This is a genomic window from Lysobacter fragariae, from assembly GCF_054779775.1.
In genome coordinates this window covers 16081-33867 of the sequence record NZ_BAAGXP010000001.1, presented here as the reverse complement: position 1 = coordinate 33867, position 17787 = coordinate 16081, and the positions used below count along the sequence as shown (strand labels likewise).

At 66.9% G+C, this 17787-nt stretch carries 17 protein-coding genes; 6 read left to right on the top strand and 11 right to left on the bottom strand.

Going from position 1 to position 17787, the window contains the following annotated elements; all coding sequences use genetic code 11:
- Positions 1–2088 (top strand): S9 family peptidase, encoded by a 2088-nt coding sequence (locus ACYVD7_RS00175; protein ID WP_460757922.1) that lies wholly within the window; start codon positions 1–3, stop codon positions 2086–2088.
- Positions 2089–2672: 584 nt separating this feature from the next.
- Positions 2673–2849: a hypothetical protein gene (locus tag ACYVD7_RS00170; RefSeq protein ID WP_460757920.1), complete on the top strand. Its 177-nt coding sequence runs from the start codon at positions 2673–2675 to the stop codon at positions 2847–2849.
- A gap of 216 nt (positions 2850–3065) precedes the next feature.
- On the opposite strand, the gene ACYVD7_RS00165 is transcribed toward ACYVD7_RS00170, so the two are convergent.
- From ACYVD7_RS00165 to ACYVD7_RS00130, 8 genes are all read right to left on the bottom strand, one after another.
- Positions 3066–3272 (bottom strand): YbdD/YjiX family protein, encoded by a 207-nt coding sequence (locus ACYVD7_RS00165; protein WP_460757919.1) that lies wholly within the window; start codon positions 3270–3272, stop codon positions 3066–3068.
- Positions 3269–5374, bottom strand: a complete 2106-nt coding sequence (locus ACYVD7_RS00160) for a carbon starvation CstA family protein (RefSeq protein WP_460757917.1) — start codon at positions 5372–5374, stop codon at positions 3269–3271. The genes ACYVD7_RS00165 and ACYVD7_RS00160 overlap by 4 nt, the downstream gene beginning before the upstream one ends.
- A 248-nt stretch (positions 5375–5622) precedes the next feature.
- Positions 5623–6615: a magnesium and cobalt transport protein CorA gene (locus tag ACYVD7_RS00155; RefSeq protein ID WP_460757916.1), complete on the bottom strand. Its 993-nt coding sequence runs from the start codon at positions 6613–6615 to the stop codon at positions 5623–5625.
- 70 nt (positions 6616–6685) lie between these two features.
- Entirely contained in the window at positions 6686–7909 is a 1224-nt protein-coding gene (locus ACYVD7_RS00150; RefSeq protein ID WP_460758710.1) for a lipoprotein N-acyltransferase Lnb domain-containing protein, read from the bottom strand.
- Positions 7910–8009: 100 nt separating this feature from the next.
- A complete protein-coding gene (locus tag ACYVD7_RS00145) occupies positions 8010–8873 on the bottom strand; it encodes an HlyC/CorC family transporter (RefSeq protein ID WP_460757914.1) in 864 nt (287 codons plus the stop codon).
- Between the two features lie 132 nt (positions 8874–9005).
- Entirely contained in the window at positions 9006–9488 is a 483-nt protein-coding gene (gene ybeY / locus ACYVD7_RS00140) for an rRNA maturation RNase YbeY (protein WP_460757912.1), read from the bottom strand.
- A gap of 89 nt (positions 9489–9577) precedes the next feature.
- Positions 9578–10564, bottom strand: coding sequence for a PhoH family protein (locus ACYVD7_RS00135; protein ID WP_460757909.1), 987 nt, complete (start codon positions 10562–10564; stop codon positions 9578–9580).
- Positions 10565–10783: 219 nt separating this feature from the next.
- On the bottom strand, positions 10784–11428 hold the full coding sequence (locus tag ACYVD7_RS00130) for a phosphatase PAP2 family protein (protein WP_460757907.1): 645 nt from the start codon (positions 11426–11428) through the stop codon (positions 10784–10786).
- Positions 11429–11689: 261 nt separating this feature from the next.
- Between ACYVD7_RS00130 and ACYVD7_RS00125 the strand changes: the two genes are divergently transcribed.
- From ACYVD7_RS00125 to ACYVD7_RS00110, 4 genes are read left to right on the top strand one after another with little or no spacing between them, the layout of a single operon-like run.
- Positions 11690–12418 carry a TetR/AcrR family transcriptional regulator gene (locus tag ACYVD7_RS00125; protein ID WP_460757906.1) on the top strand — a complete coding sequence of 243 codons (729 nt, stop codon included), beginning with the start codon at positions 11690–11692 and terminating at the stop codon, positions 12416–12418.
- Positions 12415–13383, top strand: coding sequence for an HlyD family secretion protein (locus ACYVD7_RS00120; RefSeq protein ID WP_460757904.1), 969 nt, complete (start codon positions 12415–12417; stop codon positions 13381–13383). The genes ACYVD7_RS00125 and ACYVD7_RS00120 overlap by 4 nt, the downstream gene beginning before the upstream one ends.
- 53 nt (positions 13384–13436) lie before the next feature.
- Positions 13437–14372, top strand: a complete 936-nt coding sequence (locus ACYVD7_RS00115) for an ABC transporter ATP-binding protein (RefSeq protein ID WP_460758708.1) — start codon at positions 13437–13439, stop codon at positions 14370–14372.
- Complete coding sequence (locus ACYVD7_RS00110) at positions 14369–15478, top strand: ABC transporter permease (RefSeq protein ID WP_460757902.1); 1110 nt, start codon at positions 14369–14371, stop codon at positions 15476–15478. The genes ACYVD7_RS00115 and ACYVD7_RS00110 overlap by 4 nt, the downstream gene beginning before the upstream one ends.
- Positions 15479–15508: 30 nt before the next feature.
- Here ACYVD7_RS00110 and ACYVD7_RS00105 read toward each other — a convergent pair whose 3' ends face one another.
- From ACYVD7_RS00105 to miaB, 3 genes are read right to left on the bottom strand one after another with little or no spacing between them, the layout of a single operon-like run.
- Complete coding sequence (locus ACYVD7_RS00105) at positions 15509–16000, bottom strand: GNAT family N-acetyltransferase (protein ID WP_460757900.1); 492 nt, start codon at positions 15998–16000, stop codon at positions 15509–15511.
- A gap of 29 nt (positions 16001–16029) precedes the next feature.
- Positions 16030–16260 (bottom strand): hypothetical protein, encoded by a 231-nt coding sequence (locus ACYVD7_RS00100; RefSeq protein WP_460757898.1) that lies wholly within the window; start codon positions 16258–16260, stop codon positions 16030–16032.
- Complete coding sequence (miaB, locus tag ACYVD7_RS00095) at positions 16257–17747, bottom strand: tRNA (N6-isopentenyl adenosine(37)-C2)-methylthiotransferase MiaB (protein ID WP_460757895.1); 1491 nt, start codon at positions 17745–17747, stop codon at positions 16257–16259. The genes ACYVD7_RS00100 and miaB overlap by 4 nt, the downstream gene beginning before the upstream one ends.
- Between the last annotated feature and the right edge of the window lie 40 nt (positions 17748–17787).

Here is a 17787-nt window from a genome sequence, read left to right as displayed (position 1 = left end):
ATGAACCTGCGCCACGCCGTCCTGCCGCTGCTGATCGCTGCGGCCCTGCCTTCGCCCGATGCCAGCGCCGCGCGCGGTTTCGACGTCCGCGACCTCGCCACGCTCGACCGCGTGTCCTCGCCGACGCTTTCGGCGAACGGCCGCAAGCTGGTGTTCGCAAAACGCGTCGTGGATTTCGCCGCCAACAAGTCCAGCACCGCGTTGTGGGTCGAGGACCTGTTCGCGCGTGATGCGGCGCCGCCGGTGCGCCTGACCCCGGAAGGCTGGAACGTCAATTCGCCGGCGTTCTCCAACGACGGCGCCACCGTCTACTTCCTCAGCGCGAAGTCCGGTTCGATGCAGCTCTACGCAATCGAAGCGACCGGCGGCACGCCGAAGCAGCTGACCGACTTCCCCACCGACATCGGCAGCTACAAGTTCTCGCCCGATGGCAAGCAGCTGGCCTTCAGCGTCGAAGCCTTCGTCGATTGCGGCAGCGACCTGGCTTGCAGCCCCAAGCGCATGGAAGAGCAGGGCAAGGCCAAGACCACCGGCAAGGTGTTCGACCGCCTGTTCATCCGCCACTGGGATGCGTGGAACGATGGCCGCCTCAACCGCGTGTTCGTCACCGCGCTGGGCGACGGCAAGGCCAAGCTCACCACCGGCACTCTGGTCGGCGCCGACGTGATCGGCGACGTGCCGTCGAAACCCTTCGGCGATGCCGGTGAATTCGAGTGGTCCCCCGATGGCAGGCAGCTGGTGCTCAGCGCACGCAAGGCTGGCCGCGAAGAGCCGTGGTCGACCAACTTCGACCTGTACCTGGTCAACGCCGACGGCAGCGGCGCTGCGAAGAACCTCACCGCCGCCAACCCGGCATGGGACACCAGTCCGGTCTTCAGCAAGGACGGCAAGACGCTGTACTACCGCGCGATGCGTCGTCCCGGTTTCGAGGCCGACCGCTTCGCGCTGATGGAAATGGCGCTGGACACCGGCAAGACCCACGAGATCGACGGCAAGTGGGATGCGTCCGCCGATGAAATCGTGCTGTCCGCCGATGGCACGCGCATCTACACGCGCGCACAGGAGCTGGGCCAGCACCCGCTGTTCTCGGTGTCGATCGCAACCGGCGAAGTCGAGCGCGTGATCGAAGGCGACGGCTCGATCGGTGCCTTCGTACTGGCGGGTAACACGCTGGCGTTCGCGCGTTCGTCCATCCGCAGCGGCGACCAGCTGTTCGTGGCCTCGGCCGATGGCGAGCATGAGCGCGCGATCACGCAGAGCGCGGGCGAGATGCTGCCGGACGTGAAGTTCGGCGACTACGAACAGTTCACGTTCGTCGGCTGGAACAACGAGACGGTGCACGGCTACGTGGTCAAGCCGTGGAACTACCAGCCCGGGAAGAAGTACCCGGTTGCCTTCCTGATCCACGGTGGCCCGCAGGGCAGCTTCGGCAACGGCTGGAGCTACCGCTGGAACCCGCAGACCTATGCTGGCCAAGGCTACGCGGTGGTCATGATCGACTTCCACGGCTCGACCGGTTACGGCCAGGCCTTCACCGACGCGATCAGCCAGCATTGGGGCGACCGCCCGCTGGAAGACCTGCAGAAGGGCTGGGCCGCGGCGCAGGCGAAGTACGACTTCCTCGATGGCGGCAAGGCCTGCGCGCTGGGCGCCAGCTACGGCGGCTTCATGGTCAACTGGATCGAAGGCAACTGGTACGACAAAGACGGCAAGTCGCCGTGGAAGTGCCTGGTGAGCCACGACGGCGTGTTCGAGAACAACGCCATGGGTTACGCGACCGAGGAACTGTGGTTCAGCGAATGGGAGAACGGCGGCACGCCGTACGAGAATCCGCAGGGCTACCAGAAGTTCAACCCGGCCAACCACGTCGCCAACTTCAAGGTGCCGATGCTGGTGATCCACGGCCAGCAGGATTTCCGCATTCCGGCCGAGCAGGGCATCGCGCTGTTCAGCGCGCTGCAGCGCAAGGGCGTGGAATCGAAGTTCCTGTACTTCCCGGACGAGAACCACTGGGTGCTCAAGCCGCAGAACTCGGTGCAGTGGCATGACACCGTGAATGGCTGGCTGAAGCAGCACATCGGGCAGTAAGGGTTGCGGTAAATGGATGAAGGAAGGGGCGGGGCTTTGGCTCCGCCCTTCTTTTTTGGTGCGAGCGCTGGCGGGCTTCGCGCAGGGGCGGGGATAACCGCGCGCCGGGCTGCTCGTACGTCGTCGGGGCAAAAAGTCTCGCGAACGGAGTGCGGAGGTCCGTCGTCGGGGCAAAAAGTCTCGCGAACGGAGGTGAGGAGGTCCGTCGTCGGGGCAAAAAGTCTCGCGAACGGAGGTGTGGAGGTCCGTCGCAGGGGCAAAAAGTCTCGCGAACGGAGGTGAGGAGGTCCGTCGTCGGGGCAAAAAGTCTCGCGAACGGAGGTGTGGAGGTCCGTCGCCGGGGCAAAAAGTCTCGCGAACGGAGGTGCGGAGGTCCGTCGCCGGGGCAAAAAGTCTCGCGAGCGGAGGTGTGGAGGTCCGTCGCCGGGGCGAAAAGTCGCGCGGGTGGAGGTTGAAGGTCTGCCGCCGGGGCAAAAAACGCGCCGGGCCGCTGCGCGCGTACCTCCGATCTGCCCGGTTCCCGCTGCGCCTGCCGTTCTAACCGAGAAGGGCAAGTGTCGCCCGACTGCCGGCAGGGGGAACCGATGGTCTTCGATCTGGACAAGCCGAGGGCACCCTACACGGGGCCGGAGCGCCGCAAGGGTGGTGACCGCCGCAAACAGCGGGACCGCCGCGAGGAAATCCGCTTCGAGCCCGCCAAGGAAGACCGTCGCAGCGGCAGAGATCGTCGCCATCATTCCGGTTGGGATTCGATTCGCTGACCATCGCCGCGATTGCGCTTCCGGCGGGTCGTCCATCGCAGGAGCAGGAAGCCGCCGCCCCCTCCGCCGGTCATCCCAGTGAAGGCGGGAGGCGCATCACAGCAGCCGAAGGTTGGTCATCCAGTGCCGCCGGTGCCATGAACAAGAAGCGTCTCAGGATGACCAGTCTTAGCGCCTCCCGCCTTCGTGGGAGACGACCAAGGCCAAACCACCCGCTCAGCAGCAGCGCGAGCGCCCCTTGCCATACCGCGCGGACATCCGTTCGTTGAAGAACGTCGCGCGATCCATGGGCTCGCGTTGCGGGTGGTGCTGGCGCACGTGTGCGACGTAGGTGTCGTAGTCCGACACGCCCACCGCCAGCCGTGCAGTCAGCACGGCCTGGCGCCAGGCGTCCGCGAGCGTTTCGCGCAGATGGGCGATCACGGCGCCGCCTTCGCCACACTTTCGAGCGCGATGCTGTCCAGCGCAACGTAATCGCTCTCGCGCGTCGACGGCGCGTTCGCCCGCCGCGCCTTCAACGCGGCGCGCAGGCCGAAGAACACCATCGCCAGCATCACCGCCATGAATACGCCGCAAAGGACCGCGTCGATCGTGCTGTTGAAGGCGACGCGCTGCATCTCCTCCAGCGATTTCGCCGGCGCCAGCACCTCGCCGCGCGCTGCGGCGTCAGCGAACTTCCTCGCGTTGGCCAGAAGGCCGATCTTCGGGTCGGCATGGAAGATCTTCTGCCAGCCCGCGGTGAGCGTGCACAGCAGCAGCCACGCGGTGGGCAGCGCGGGAATCCACAGGTACTTCTCCCGCTTCATCTTCACCATGACCACGCAGCAGAACACCAGCGCCATGCCGGCGAGCATCTGGTTGGCGATGCCGAACAACGGCCACAGCGTGTTGACGCCGCCCAGCGGGTCCACCACGCCCTGGTAGAGGAACCAGCCCCAGCCAGCCACGGCCAGCCCGGTGCACAGCAGGTTCGCCACCCAGTTCTCGGTGCGCGCCAGTGGCGCGTGCGCCATGCCCAGCAGGTCCTGGATCATGAAGCGCGCCACGCGCGTGCCGGCGTCGAGCGTGGTGAGGATGAACAGCGCTTCGAACAGGATCGCGTAGTGGTACCAGAACGCCTTCATGCCGCTGCCGCCGACCAGTCCGTGCAGGATCTGCGCCATGCCCACCGCCAGCGTCGGTGCGCCACCGCTGCGCGAAAGGATGGTTTCCTCGCCGATTTCCTTCGCCGTCAGGGCCAGCACGTCGGGAGTGATGACGAAGCCCCAGTTCGAGATGGCGACGGCGGCGGATTCGGCAGTGGTGCCGATCAGCGCGGCCGGCGCGTTCATCGCGAAGTACACGCCCGGATGCAGCACGCAGGCGGCGACCAGCGCCATCACCGCGACGAAGGCTTCCATCAGCATGCCGCCGTAGCCAAGCAGCTGGATGTGTGATTCGTTCGCGACCATCTTCGGCGTGGTGCCCGAACTCACCAGCGCATGGAAACCGGACACCGCACCGCAGGCGATGGTGATGAACAGGAACGGGAAGAGTTTTCCGCTGAACACCGGTCCGGTGCCGTCGACGAACCGCGTGATAGCGGGCATCTGCAGGTGCGGCATCGCGAACACGATCGCGACGGCCAGCAGCGCCACCGTGCCGATCTTCAGGAAGGTGGACAGGTAATCGCGCGGTGCCAGCAGCAGCCACACCGGCAGTACCGCGGCGATGAAGCCATAGCCGATCAACGCCCAGGCCAGCGTGGTTGCTTCAAGGTGAAATACATCCGACCACGACGCACTGGCCGCGACCTGGCCACCGAGCCAGATAGACACCAATAGCAGCGTCAGTCCGATCAGCGAGACCTCGAGGATCCGGCCCGGGCGGAAGAAACGCAGGTACAACCCCATCACCAGCGCGATGGGTACCGTCATCGCCACGGTGAACGTGCCCCACGGACTCTGCGCCAGTGCCTTGACCACCACCAGCGCCAGCACCGCGAGCAGGATCACCATGATCGCGAGGATGCCCACCATCGCGGTGACGCCTGCGGCGTCGCCCATTTCGGCGCGGATCATTTCGCCCAACGAACGGCCGTCGCGGCGCGTGGAGAAGAACAGCACCAGCGTGTCCTGCACCGCACCGGCCAGCACCACGCCGGCAAGGATCCACAATGTGCCGGGCAGGTAGCCCATCTGCGCCGCCAGCACCGGGCCCACCAGTGGGCCTGCGCCCGCGATCGCGGCGAAATGGTGTCCGAAGAGCACGCTGCGTTCGGTGGGGACGTAGTCCAGCCCGTCGTTGCGGCGCCACGCGGGCGTTGCGCGCGTGGCGTCCACGCCGAGCGCCTTCGTCGCGATGTAGCGTCCGTAGAAGCGGTAAGCGATGGCGAACACCGACACCGCCGCGGCGACCAGCCACATCGCGCTGACCGACTCACCGCGCTGCAGGGCGAGCGTGCCCAGCGAAACGGTGGCCAGTACGGTGAGCAGGGCCCAGATGACCTTGTTGGCCCAGGTCGCGTTCGAGGAAATCCGCTGCATGACGTCCCTCCGGAGGAAGCGCGAAGCGTCGCCCGGGGGAGGGCGCAGGTCAATGCTGCCTGTGGCCGCGATGCGGTATTCCTATCCGATCTGGACGGGATGCAGCTTCAGGGCGATTTCGTCAGGGTTTGGAGCAGCTTCGGAGCGATCGGGCGACCGTGGGTGGGCTCCTGGTCACTCACCCCGATGGTGATGACCAGGGAAATTTCACTGGTCCGGTCGCGATACGAGCTGGATGCCGCGTGTTGCTAGAGCCACTTCGCCCGCTTGAACATCGCGTACAGCACCACGCAGACCGCCGCCGTCGTACCGATCAGGATCCAGTAGCTGTAGCGCCCGTCCAACTCCGGCATGTGGGTGAAGTTCATGCCGTACCAGCTGGTCAGCAGGGTCGGTGCGGCGAGCAGTGCCGCCCAGGCGCCCAGGCGCTTCACCGTCTCGCCCTGCTGCACCGTCACCAGCGACAGGTTCACCGTCATCGCCGCAGTCAGCATCTCGCGCAGCGTGTCGGTGGTCTCGTTGATGCGTACGGCATGGTCGAGCACGTCGCGCATGTACAGCTGCATTTCCTCGTCGATCAGCCCGGTGCGCGTGCGCGCCAGCTGGCCGAGGATGTCCTGCAGCGGCGACACCGCGATGCGCAGGCGGGTGAGTTCGCGCTTGAGGTCGTAGAGCTTCTGCACCGTGCCCTTGCGGAAGTCCTCGGCGAACACGTCGTGCTCGAGTTCGTTCAGTTCATGGCTGAACTCGTCGACGATCGGCGTGTAGTTGTCGACGACCATGTCCAGCACGGCGTACAGGCCGGCGCTGGGGCCATGGCGCAGCAGGTCGGGTTCGCGCTCCATGCGCGCACGGGCGGGGGCGTAGCTGCTCGATGCGCCGTGGCGCACCGTTACCAGGTAACGCGGGCCGATGAAGACATGCGTCTCGCCGAAGCGGATGCGGCTGTCCACGCTCTGAGCGGTGTGCAGGGCGACGAACAGCGAATTGCCGTAGGCCTCGACCTTGGGGCGTTGGTGCGCGTTGTGTGCATCCTCCACGGCGAGGTCGTGCAGGTTGAACTCTTCCTGCAGCTTGTCGAGGATGGATTCGTCCGGTTCGTACAATCCGACCCAGACGAAGCTGCCGTCATCGACGGCGAGCACGTCGCTGATCGCGTCGAGGCTGACGTCGATGCGCCTGCCATCGCGGTCGTAGGCGCAGCAGTTGACGACGCATTGGGGCAGGGCAGCATCTTTCATGCCGCGATCGTGCCCGTCGCGTGCGACCGCGGCAAGTCGCCGCGACCACCAAGGCTTTTCCGTGCCGGGCCTACCGCGTCGTGCCGCGGAGGGCCCCCGCTCGAAGGGTCTGGCCGCGGAAGGTCCAGGCCAGCGCCACATGCACCGGCAACAGCAGCACGATCCAGTGTACGTTGCGCTGCGGCGCCGCCGCGATCCAGTGCGTGAACAGGCCGGCCGCCGCGACCAGCGCGATCGCCAGCACGATGCGCCCGAACCACGGGCCGCCCGCGCGTCCGCGCAGCACCTGCCACGCGCCCGGCAACGCCGCCCATGCCAGCGGGTTGAGCAGGAACAGGTTGTGGTTGCCCCAGCCCATCGTGTGGGCGGTGCCGAACCACAGGAACAGCATGACCGCGCCCAGCACGCCGGACAGCAGCCAGAATCCCGATGCGACCAGCGCCAGCGCGCGCGGGCGGCGCGACCCCTGCCACGCGCCACCGATCGCCAGCGCTATTCCCCACAGCCCCCACAGCCACCAGCGCAGAGGTTGCTCCTGCGGTTCCGGCGCGATGCGATGCGGCAGCACGTCCTCTTGCGACATCACCAGCGGACGGCCATGGCTGTTCTTCGCTTCGCGCATGCTGTCGGATAGCCGGCGCGGCACGTAGGCTTCTTCCCACAGCGTCATCGGCGCGTCCGCCTGCGGGCCCAGCCCGATGTCAAAGGCCAGCCACATCCACGGCGCGGGCGATGCCAGGCGCACGGCCTCGCTGCGCCAGGTCAGTCCCTGCGAGCGGCCTTCGACCTGCTTGCGCAATCCGCCCTGCAGCACGCGGTCGATCGCATCGCGCACCCGGGTGGAGCAGTTGTCCTTGAAGTAGTCGTAGCGATAGAACGCGTTCTGCGGCAGCGCGTTGGTGGCGAGCGCGGCAGCGAGCTCGCGCGATTGCGACGGATCCAGGTCCAGCCAGTTGACCACGACGCCGCGGCCTTCCTCGCGGTACTGGTAGAGGTCGTCGTCGAACGGCAGTGCGGCAAGTCGGTAGCGCATGTCGCCGCGCACGAAGCGCGACACGAAATCCGGATCGGATGGATCGAAGAAACCGAAGTTGTACGACGTGGCCGCGCCGGTCGCCGGGTCGACGACCAGGATGGCGTCGTGGCCAAAACGTTCCCAGAAGATCTCGCCCGGCTGCATCACCGCGATGCCGATGCGCGGGGCAGAGGCATCCGTGGTCGGGGAAGGGGGCGTCGCGCTGACGGCACCGACCCCAACCCGCGCGAAAGCGCACAGGGGTGCCAGCCACAGCATGCAGGTGAGCAGCACGGGCACTGTCGTCGACAGCCTTCGCCCCAGCCTGGCGGGGGAGAAGGTGTTGCGTACGTCATCGCTGCGCGTGGCAGCGCGGGCGTTACGCATCGCCCATCACGTCGACGTGGAACGCGTGCACGCGCCGTGCATCGGCGGTGGAGACGCGGAAGACGAAGCGGCCCAGGGTGAGTTCCTCGCCGGCTTCCGGCAGGTGGCCGATGGCCGCGGTGACCAGCCCGCCGATGGTGTCGTATTCGTCGTCGTTGAACTCGGCGTCGAAACGGTCGTTGAAGTCGGCGATCGGCGTGAGTGCATCAACCACGAACAGGCCGTCGGCCTGCGCGGCGATCAACGCCTGGGTGTCCTCGGCTTCGTCGTGCTCATCGTCGATCTCGCCGACGATCTGTTCGAGCACGTCCTCGATCGTGACCAGGCCGGCGACGCCGCCGTGTTCGTCGATCACGATCGCCATGTGGTTGCGCGACTGGCGGAACTCGCGCAGCAGCACGTTGAGGCGCTTGGATTCGGGAATCAGTACTGCCGGGCGCAGCAATGCGTGGATGCTGCCCGGACCGTCGTCGGCGACCACGCCGCGCAGCAGATCCTTGGCTAGCAGGATGCCGAGGATTTCGTCCCGGTCCTCGCCATGCACCGGGAAGCGCGAGTGGCCGGATTCGACCACGGCCTTCATCAGGTCCAGGAACTTGCCATCGGCGGGGAGCGCGACCATCTGGCCGCGCGGGATCATGACGTCGCCGACGGTGAGGTCGGATACGGCGATCGCGCCTTCCATCATCCGCAGCGTGTCTGCGGCGATCAGGCCGTCGGCCTGGGCATCGCGCAGCAGCTCTACCAGGTCTTCGCGGGTGCTGGGCTCGCCGGAGAGCATCGTGCTGATGCGTTCCAGCCAGCCGCGCCGCTTTTCGTGGGGTTCCTGCGGGGTACTACTGTCGTCCTCGGACATGGGTGTTTCGGCAACGCCCGGGGGGAAGGGCGGATGGGCGGCAGTCTAGCGCGGAGGCGATGACGGCGTGAACGGCTGGGCAGGCGGGAGGCCGCCCGAAGCGGGCGGTCCGCAGGCGGTTGCTGTCGCCTGTCAGGCGATCAGGTAAGGGTCCTCGATCCCCAGCCCGGCCAGGATCTCGCGCTCCAGCTGCTCCATGCAGATGGCGTCGACTTCGTTCTCGTGGTCCCAGCCCAGCAGGTGCAGGGCGCCGTGCACGGTCAGGTGCGCGTAGTGGGCGAGCAGCTGCTTCTTCTGCTCCTTCGCCTCGCGGGCGACGACCGGTGCGCAGATGACCAGGTCGCCGAGCAGCGGCAGCGTCACGCCCTTCGGCAGGCCTTCGGGCAATTCCGCGGGGAAGCTGAGCACGTTGGTCGCATAGTCCTTGCCGCGATAGTGGCGGTTGAGCGAGCGGCCTTCCTTGCTGCCGACGATGCGGATCGCGAGGTCCGCCTCGCGGATGCGGCTGTTCAGCGCGGCGGCCACCCATTTGCGGAAGCTCACCGCCGAGGGCACGCCGGTGCGCGCAACCGCATAGCTGACACTTACATCAAGGCGTACCGGGCCAACAGTCATTTGTCGCTCCGTGTCATGGGTCGTGCCGTGAGGGCTGTTTCGTGGGTTCGTTTCGTGCGGCTGTGTCGTGGTGCCGAGGTCCGTGAAGCTCAGGCCGAAGGCCCCGATTGCGCGTCGCCAGCGTCACGTGCGTCGTAGGCATTGACGATGCGTGCGACCAGCGGGTGGCGCACCACGTCTCGCGACTCGAAGAACGTGAAGCTGATGCCGTTGACGTTGTGGAGCACTTCCAGCGCGTCCTTCAGGCCGGACTTCTGGTGCTTGGGCAGATCGACCTGGGTCATGTCGCCGGTCACCACCGCGGTGCTGCCAAAACCAATGCGGGTGAGGAACATCTTCATCTGCTCGATGGTGGTGTTCTGTGCTTCATCAAGGATCACATAGGCATCGTTAAGCGTGCGTCCGCGCATGTAGGCCAGCGGCGCGATCTCGATGACGTTCTTTTCCAGCAGCTTTACCACCTTCTCGACGCCCAGCATTTCGTACAACGCGTCGTAGAGCGGGCGCAGGTAGGGGTCGACCTTCTGCGAGAGGTCGCCGGGCAGGAAGCCGAGCTTCTCGCCGGCTTCCACCGCCGGCCGTACCAGGATCAGCCGCTGCACGCGACCTTCGTTCAGTGCCTCGACCGCCATCGCCACGGCCAGGAAGGTCTTGCCGGTGCCGGCCGGGCCGATGCCGAAATTGATGTCGCTGGTGGCGATCGCGTGCAGGTACTTCGCCTGGTTGGCGCCGCGTGCGCGCAGCGTGCCGCGCTTGACCCGGATGGCGACTTCCTGCGGGTCGATGTCGTTGGCAACGATCGCGTCGGCGTCGAATTCGGTGAGCTTGAGGTGGATGTCGGGCTCGCTCAGCGTGGTTTCGCTGGCGTCGTTCCAGAGCTCGCGCAGCAGCTTTTCCGCCTTGCCAACCGCAGCGAGCGGGCCGTCGATCCGGAAGATGTTGCCGCGGTTGGCGATCTCCACGCCCAGCCGCAGTTCGATCATGCGCAGGTGGCTGTCGAACGGACCGCTGAGGTTGGCCAGGCGTTCGGCCTGCGGCGGATCCAGGGCGAATTCGGAAACGGTGCGTGAAGCCATCGGGGGCTGTCTTCGCGGCATCAGTGATGAGGGGGAGAAAGCTTGCGCCTGTGCGCCGGATTTCGCAAAGAGTGCTCGCGAAGGCGGTCGCGAAGTCTCGCAACGCCCATCCTCGGAGCAATCACAAGCGTGGCCTGAAAAACGCTCGAAACCTGCTCGCGATGCGGCTGCCGAAGTCGTGGCGTCCGCTGGCGCGGTGCGCGCTCAGCGCGAACGAACTCAATGTGAGGCGGCGCGACGCATCCGATCCCGCATCAGCCACAACGCCATCGCCGCGGTCGCTGCGCCACCCAGTACATCCCATGCGTAGTGCTGCCCGGTACTCACCACGCTTGGCGCCAGCACGGCGATCAGCGGCCATCCCCAACGGCCCGCCGCGGGACGCTGCATGGCACAGCCGGCGAGCGTGACGATGGGTGCGGTGATGTGCGCCGAAGGGAAGCAGTTGTTGGAGCCGTCGAGGAAATAGAGCAACTGCCAGGCGCCTGCGGTGGCGGCGTCCAGATCGACGGGAAGGACATGCCGTGGCAGCACCGTCGGCCACGCCAGCCACACCAGTGCATCGCAACCTAGCGCCAGCGAGTAGGTGCCCATCGTTGCAAGCAGCAGGCGACGGTTGCTGATCGAAAGCAGGAAGCCCGGAGCGATCACCAGCAACAGCCAGTACGGCCAGATGGTCCAGGCGTGCCAACCGATCGCGGTGTCGACAATGGTCAGCGGCAATGGCTGCGGCGCTCGCAACGGATGGAAGTTGCTGCCCAGGTACAGCGCGGTGACGGCGGTGAGGAAGGCCAGCACCCACCCCATCCGCTTGCCGAAGGGCAGCGGTGCGTCGTTGGGAGGCGGGGTGGCCGGGTAGCGCATGGGGTGGCTCGCGTGCCGTGGGAGGTGGCGCGCGAGGATCGGCGAAGTGGAGCGGCCGCGCCAGAGGGTTGGGGCGGGTGGCTGTGAATCGGGTTCGGGTTCGGGTTCGGTCGGGGCCCGGGGCGCGACCGCATCGCGTCGGGACGCGGGGTCGACATTTGCGGGCTGTCTGATTCCGGTTGCCGCGCCTCGGGCAGTTGTGGTCTTCCATTCGTCGCCTCGCGCTTGCAAATAATTGATCATTGAATTAATTAATGCGCCATGGCTCCCGCCCGTACCCCCAAGCCCCGGAAGAAAATTGTCGCGGCGTCCACCGGCACCCGCCGCGCCCGCCCCGCAGGCCGCACGCCCGGCCGCCCCACCGGCGACGGCCCCGACCTGCGTTCGCGGGTGCTGGACGCCACCATCGCCTGCGCGGTCCGGCAGGGCGTCGCGGCGACTTCGCTCCGCGCCATCGCCGCCGAGGCGCACGTCACGCCCGCATTGCTCCACTACTACTTCGGCGACAAGGAGCAGTTGGTCGCCGCGCTGGTGGAGGAGCGGCTGATGCCGGCCTTCGCGCTGGTGCGCGATTCGGTCCTCGGCAGTGGCGAGGATGTCGCCGGGCTGGTGGGCGGCTTCGTTCGCGGCATGGGCGAAACCATCGCGTCGCACCCGTGGCTGCCTGCGCTGTGGGTGCGCGAAGTGCTGTGCGAAGGCGGTGCGCTGCGCGAACTGGTGCTTAGCCGTCTCGCTCCGCAGATGCCGCTGGTGCTGGCCGAACGCTTCGCGAAGGCGCAGGCGGGCGGGCAGCTCAACCCGGACCTCGACCCGCGCCTGCTGGTCATCTCGCTGATCGGACTGACGCTGTTCCCCGCCGCTGGCGCGCCGGTGTGGCGACGGATCTTCGATGCCCGCGATATCGACGCCACCACGCTGTGCGACCACACCATCGCGTTGCTGGATCGCGGACTGGCGTTGTCGCCCAACCCGACGAAGGACCCCGCATGAAGCGCACGCGCCCCGCATTCCCGGTATTGGCAGCGACCCTCATGGCGACCCTGGCGCTCGCTGCGTGCGGCAAGGACACGCCGCAGGCGCTGGGCACGCTGGAATACGACCGCATCACGCTGCCTGCGCCCGCCGCCGAACGCATCGTGGAAATCAGCGTGCATGAAGGCGAGTCGGTCGCCGCTGGGCAGCGACTGCTCAGGCTCGAAGCCACGCGCACGCAGGCGGTTACTCAGGCTGCGCAGGCCGAGGCGCAACGCCAGCGCGACGCCCTCAGCGAACTCGAAGCCGGCCCACGTCGCGAAGCCATCGCGCAGGCGCGTGCGCAACTCGCCGCCGCGCAGGCGCAGGCACGCGACGCTCGCGCCTACTACGCACGCCTGCAGCCATTGGGCGCACGCAAGCTGGTGGCTGCAGCCGATGTCGATCGCGCTCGCGCCGCAGCCGGCAGTGCGGACGCGCAGGCGCGTGCCGCGCAGGCGGCATTGCTCGAACTCGAACACGGCACCCGCAGCGAACGCATCGCGCAGGGCGAAGCCGCCGCGCGCGCCGCGCAGGCGCAGGCTGCCGCGCAGCAAGTGAATCTGGAAAAGCTCGACGTCGTCGCACCGCGCGCCGGACGCGTGGACGCGTTGCCCTATCGTCTCGGCGACCAGGCACCGCTTGGCGCGCCACTCGCGGTGCTGCTTGTTGGCGACGCGCCGTACGCGCGCATCTACGTGCCCGAAACCCTCCGCACCAACGTGAAAGTGGGGCAGGGTGCGCGGATCTTCATCGACGGCCACGAAGGCAGCATCGCCGGCAAGGTGCGGATGATCCGCAGCGAGCCCTCGTTCACGCCGTACTACGCATTGATCGGCAAGGACGCGGCGCGGCTGAGCTACCTGGCGGAAGTAGCACTTTACGGCGAAGGCGCGCGTGATCTCCCCGCGGGATTGCCGGTGCGCGTGGAGTTCGAGCGGTGAGTGCGCATGAAACTGCACCGGATGCCGCACCGGCATCGTCAACGCCGCTCGCCATCCGGGCGCGCGGGCTGACCAAGCGCTTCGGCGACCTGGCCGCGGTCGACCATGTCGATCTCAGCGTCAGCCGCGCGCACGTCTACGGGTTCCTTGGCCCCAACGGTTCGGGCAAGACCACCACCATCCGCATGCTCTGCGGCCTGCTGGCGCCGACCGCGGGCGACATCGAAGTGCTGGGCCTGCGCATTCCCGAGCAGTCCGAGGAACTGCGTCGCCGCATCGGTTACATGACGCAACGGTTCTCGCTGTTCGAGGACCTGTCCGTGCGCGAGAACCTCGAGTTCCTTGCGGCCGTGCAGGACATCCCGAAAGCGCAGGCTGCGCGTCGCATCGACGAGCTGGTGGCGCACTATCACTTCGAGGATCGCCAGAAGCAGCTCGCCGGCACCATGAGCGGCGGCCAGAAGCAGCGACTTGCATTGGCCGGTGCGGTGATCCACCAGCCGGAACTGCTGTTCCTGGACGAGCCCACCAGCGCGGTCGATCCGGAATCGCGACGCGACTTCTGGGAAAAACTCTTCGAACTCGCCGACGCCGGCACGACCATCCTGGTGTCCACCCACTACATGGACGAAGCCGAACGCTGCCATCGCCTGGCGATCCTCGACCGCGGCGTCCTGGTGGCCGACGGCGCGCCGGGTGAGCTGGCGGCTGCGCTGGCCGGCCGCACGCTGGCCGTGCATGCCGCGCAACCGCGTCGCGCCCACGCAGTGCTGATGGCGCAACCCGGCGTGCTGAGCGTCGCGCAGATCGGCAACACACTGCGCGTCCTGACGCAGGCCAACGGTGAAGCCGCATCGCGGCTGCGTTCGGCGCTGGCGGCCGCGAGCCTGCAGGCCGATGTCGAAACCGTTGCGCCGAACCTCGAGGACGTCTTCGTCGCCGCCACGCGCGGCCGCGACCCGGCGCTCGATCGGGAGCGCGCTGCATGAACTTCCGTCGCCTCGGCGCCATCATCGTCAAGGAGCTTCGGCAGATGCGCCGCGACCGCATCACGCTGGCGATGATCGTCGGCATTCCGGTGATGCAGCTGGTGCTGTTCGGCTACGCGATCAACCTCAACCTGCGCGGGCTGTCTGCCGGAATCGCCGACCAGGCGGGCACCACGGCCTCGCGTGCGCTGGTGATGGACATGCTTGCCACCGGCGTGATCCGCCCGACAGTCGACGCGAACACGCCGCAGGAACTGATGGAGCTCCTGCGGCGCGGCGAGATCAGTGTCGGGGTGGTGGTACCGCCGGACTTCGAGCGTCGCCGCGCCGAAGGCCGGGAAGCCGTGCAGGTGCTGGTCGACGGCAGCGACACCGTCGTGCAGAGCGCGGCGATCCAGCTGGCGCAGATGCCGCTGGACAGTGCGGGCTATGTCGCGCAACAAACCGGTGCGCGCGACACCACACGTCAACCGATCAGTGTCGTCAGCTTCTACAACCCCGAACGACGCTCGGCGGTGAACATCGTCCCCGGCCTGATCGGCGTGATCCTGACGATGACGATGGTGCTGTTCACTGGCGTTGCCATCGTCCGCGAGCGCGAACGCGGCAACATGGAACTGCTCATTGCCACGCCGTTGAGTCGCAGCGAGTTGATGATCGGCAAGGTGCTGCCGTACGCGGCGATCGGCCTGGTCCAGACCACGGTCGTGCTGGCGCTGGGGCTTACCCTGTTCAAAGTACCGATCCGCGGCAGCGCGCTGGATGTCTACCTCGCCGCGGTGCTGCTGATCCTGGCCAACCTCACGCTCGGCCTGCTGATCTCGACCAAGGCGAAGTCGCAGTTCCAGGCGATGCAGATGACCTTCTTCGTGTTCCTGCCGTCGATCCTGCTGTCGGGCTTCATGTTCCCGTTCGCGGGGATGCCGCGCGTCATCCAGTGGATCGCCGAGCTGTTGCCGCTCACGCATTTCCTGCGCCTGATCCGCGGGATCATGCTGCGCGGCGCCAGCCTGCCCGAGCTGTGGCCGGACGTTCTGGCGCTGCTGGTTTTCACGACAGTGATGATGACGCTGGCGATCAGCCGGTTCCGCAAGCGGCTGGATTGACGAGCCGGCAAGGTCGCGGGCGCAGGGCAGTCACAATGTGCGGTGCATCACATGCACGTCCGTCGGTCCCAGCGTTGCGTGCCGGAATGCATCCGGAATCGTCCCCACGATGGCGAAGCCATGCTTCTGCCACAGGCGAATGGCGCCCTGGTTGCTGCTGACGACGAAGTTGAACTGCATCGCGGTGAAGCCACAACGCCGCGCCTCATCCAGTGAGTGCGCACACATCGCCGATGCCACGCCCAGGCCGCGGGCGCGCGGCGACACCATGTAACCGGCGTTGGCCACGTGGTTGCCCAGGCCGGGCTGGTTAGGGCGCAGCATGTACAGCCCGACGGCCTCGCCGTCGCATTCGGCGACAAAGCAGCGGCTGGGTGGCGTGGTCCACATCGCGCACGCCGCTTCCATGTCCAGGTCGGGCGGGTAGCTGTAGGTGTCTGCGCCGGCGATGACGTCCCGGAAGATTGGCCACGCGCGCGGGAACTCGTCGGCGCCTATCTGGCGGATATCAAGGTCGCGCATGACAGGTGTGTCGGGGCGCTTTGCCGGCGCTAGCGCTTGTTCTTCTCGCGCATGTGCAACCACAACGCCCACAGCCCATAGGCGACGAAGAATGCCGTCGCGGCGGGCCACACCCATTCCGGAATCTGGTGCAGCCACGGGTGGTCGAACGGAATCAGCTTGAGCCACATCGCGCCGGTGGCGGCGGCGATCACGAAGTCCCAGATTGCCGCGGCGAGGAAGCGCCTCGGGTGGCCTCGCGCGATAAACGGATTGCTCATGCAGGCATCTCCTCGTTGGTCGTCGCCACGCGGCCACGCAGCGAATTGCTCATGGCCTGCGTGATGACGATATCAACGAACTGGCCCACCAGGCGCGGATGGCCGGTGAAATTCACCGAACGCATGTTCTCGGTCTTGCCGGTGAGCTCGTTCGGGTCCTTCTTCGACGGGCCCTCGACCAGTACGCGCTGCACGCTGCCGACCATGGCGTCGCTGATTGCGCGCGCCTTGGTGTTGATCGCGGCCTGCAGGCGAGAAAGTCGCGCGTGCTTTTCCTCGCTGCTGACGGTGTCCTCGAGGTCCGCGGCCGGCGTGCCGGGCCGGCGCGAGTAGATAAAGGAGAACGACTGGTCGAAGCCCACGTCCTCGATCAGCTTCATCGTCTTCTCGAAATCGGCATCGCTTTCGCCCGGGAAGCCGACGATGAAGTCCGAGGAAATCGAAATGTCCGGACGCACCGCGCGCAGCTTGCGGATCTTCTGCTTGAACTCCAGCGCGGTGTAGCCGCGCTTCATCGCGGCGAGCACGCGGTCGCTGCCGGCCTGCACGGGCAGGTGCAGGAAGTTGGCGAGCTTGGGTACGTCGCGATAGGCCTCGACCAGCGAGTCGGAAAACTCGAGCGGATGCGAGGTGGTGAAGCGGATGCGGCCGATGCCTTCGATTTCGGCGATGGCGCGGATCAGCAGGCCGAGGTCCGCGACTTCGCCGTTGCCACCGTTTTCCGCAGGAGCGGTGTTCCCAGCAGGCGCAATACGGCCGCGGTAGGCATTGACGTTCTGGCCGAGCAGGTTGATCTCGCGCACGCCCTGCGCGGCAAGATCGGCGACTTCGACCAGCACGTCCTCGAACGGACGGCTGATCTCCTCGCCGCGGGTGTAGGGCACCACGCAGAACGAGCAGTACTTGCTGCAGCCTTCCATGATGGAAACGAAGGCGCTGGGGCCTTCGGCGCGCGGCTCGGGCAGGCGGTCGAACTTCTCGATCTCGGGGAAGCTGATGTCGACCTGCGGCTTGCCGGTGTCGCGCTTGGCCTGGATCAGCTCGGGGAGCCTGTGCAGGGTCTGCGGACCGAAGACCAGGTCGACGTACGGCGCGCGCTTGATGATCGCCTCGCCTTCCTGCGAGGCCACGCAGCCGCCGACGCCGATAACGACTGGTTTGCCACCCTGCTTGAGCCCGCTCTCCTTGAGCAATCTCCAGCGGCCGAGCCGGCTGAACACCTTCTCCTGCGCCTTCTCGCGGATCGAGCAGGTGTTGATCAGGATGACGTCGGCTTCCTCGACGTTCGTGGTCAGTTCGAGCCCGTCGCTGGCGGCGAGCACGTCGGCCATCTTGGCCGAGTCGTACTCGTTCATCTGGCAACCGTGGGTCTCGATGAAGAGCTTGCCGGAAGCAGGTTTCTTCGCCGAAGCCAGGGCGTCGGCGGGCTTGCCCTCGGCGGGCTGGGCAACGGGGAGGGCCGCAGGGGCGGCGAGGGTGTCGGTCATCGGTCGTGTTCCGGGAGGGCGGCGGTTACTCCGCGCCGGG

Bases quoted from the DNA above. Each gene is read 5' to 3' on its own strand.
- ACYVD7_RS00175 (WP_460757922.1), top strand. From the start codon at position 1: ATGAACCTGCGCCACGCCGTCCTGCCGCTGCTGATCGCTGCGGCCCTG.
- ACYVD7_RS00170 (WP_460757920.1), top strand. From the start codon at position 2,673: ATGGTCTTCGATCTGGACAAGCCGAGGGCACCCTACACGGGGCCGGAG.
- ACYVD7_RS00160 (WP_460757917.1), bottom strand. From the start codon at position 5,374: ATGCAGCGGATTTCCTCGAACGCGACCTGGGCCAACAAGGTCATCTGG.
- ACYVD7_RS00155 (WP_460757916.1), bottom strand. From the start codon at position 6,615: ATGAAAGATGCTGCCCTGCCCCAATGCGTCGTCAACTGCTGCGCCTAC.
- ACYVD7_RS00150 (WP_460758710.1), bottom strand. From the start codon at position 7,909: ATGCTGTGGCTGGCACCCCTGTGCGCTTTCGCGCGGGTTGGGGTCGGT.
- ACYVD7_RS00145 (WP_460757914.1), bottom strand. From the start codon at position 8,873: ATGTCCGAGGACGACAGTAGTACCCCGCAGGAACCCCACGAAAAGCGG.
- ybeY (WP_460757912.1), bottom strand. From the start codon at position 9,488: ATGACTGTTGGCCCGGTACGCCTTGATGTAAGTGTCAGCTATGCGGTT.
- ACYVD7_RS00135 (WP_460757909.1), bottom strand. From the start codon at position 10,564: ATGGCTTCACGCACCGTTTCCGAATTCGCCCTGGATCCGCCGCAGGCC.
- ACYVD7_RS00130 (WP_460757907.1), bottom strand. From the start codon at position 11,428: ATGCGCTACCCGGCCACCCCGCCTCCCAACGACGCACCGCTGCCCTTC.
- ACYVD7_RS00125 (WP_460757906.1), top strand. From the start codon at position 11,690: ATGGCTCCCGCCCGTACCCCCAAGCCCCGGAAGAAAATTGTCGCGGCG.
- ACYVD7_RS00120 (WP_460757904.1), top strand. From the start codon at position 12,415: ATGAAGCGCACGCGCCCCGCATTCCCGGTATTGGCAGCGACCCTCATG.
- ACYVD7_RS00110 (WP_460757902.1), top strand. From the start codon at position 14,369: ATGAACTTCCGTCGCCTCGGCGCCATCATCGTCAAGGAGCTTCGGCAG.
- ACYVD7_RS00105 (WP_460757900.1), bottom strand. From the start codon at position 16,000: ATGCGCGACCTTGATATCCGCCAGATAGGCGCCGACGAGTTCCCGCGC.
- ACYVD7_RS00100 (WP_460757898.1), bottom strand. From the start codon at position 16,260: ATGAGCAATCCGTTTATCGCGCGAGGCCACCCGAGGCGCTTCCTCGCC.
- miaB (WP_460757895.1), bottom strand. From the start codon at position 17,747: ATGACCGACACCCTCGCCGCCCCTGCGGCCCTCCCCGTTGCCCAGCCC.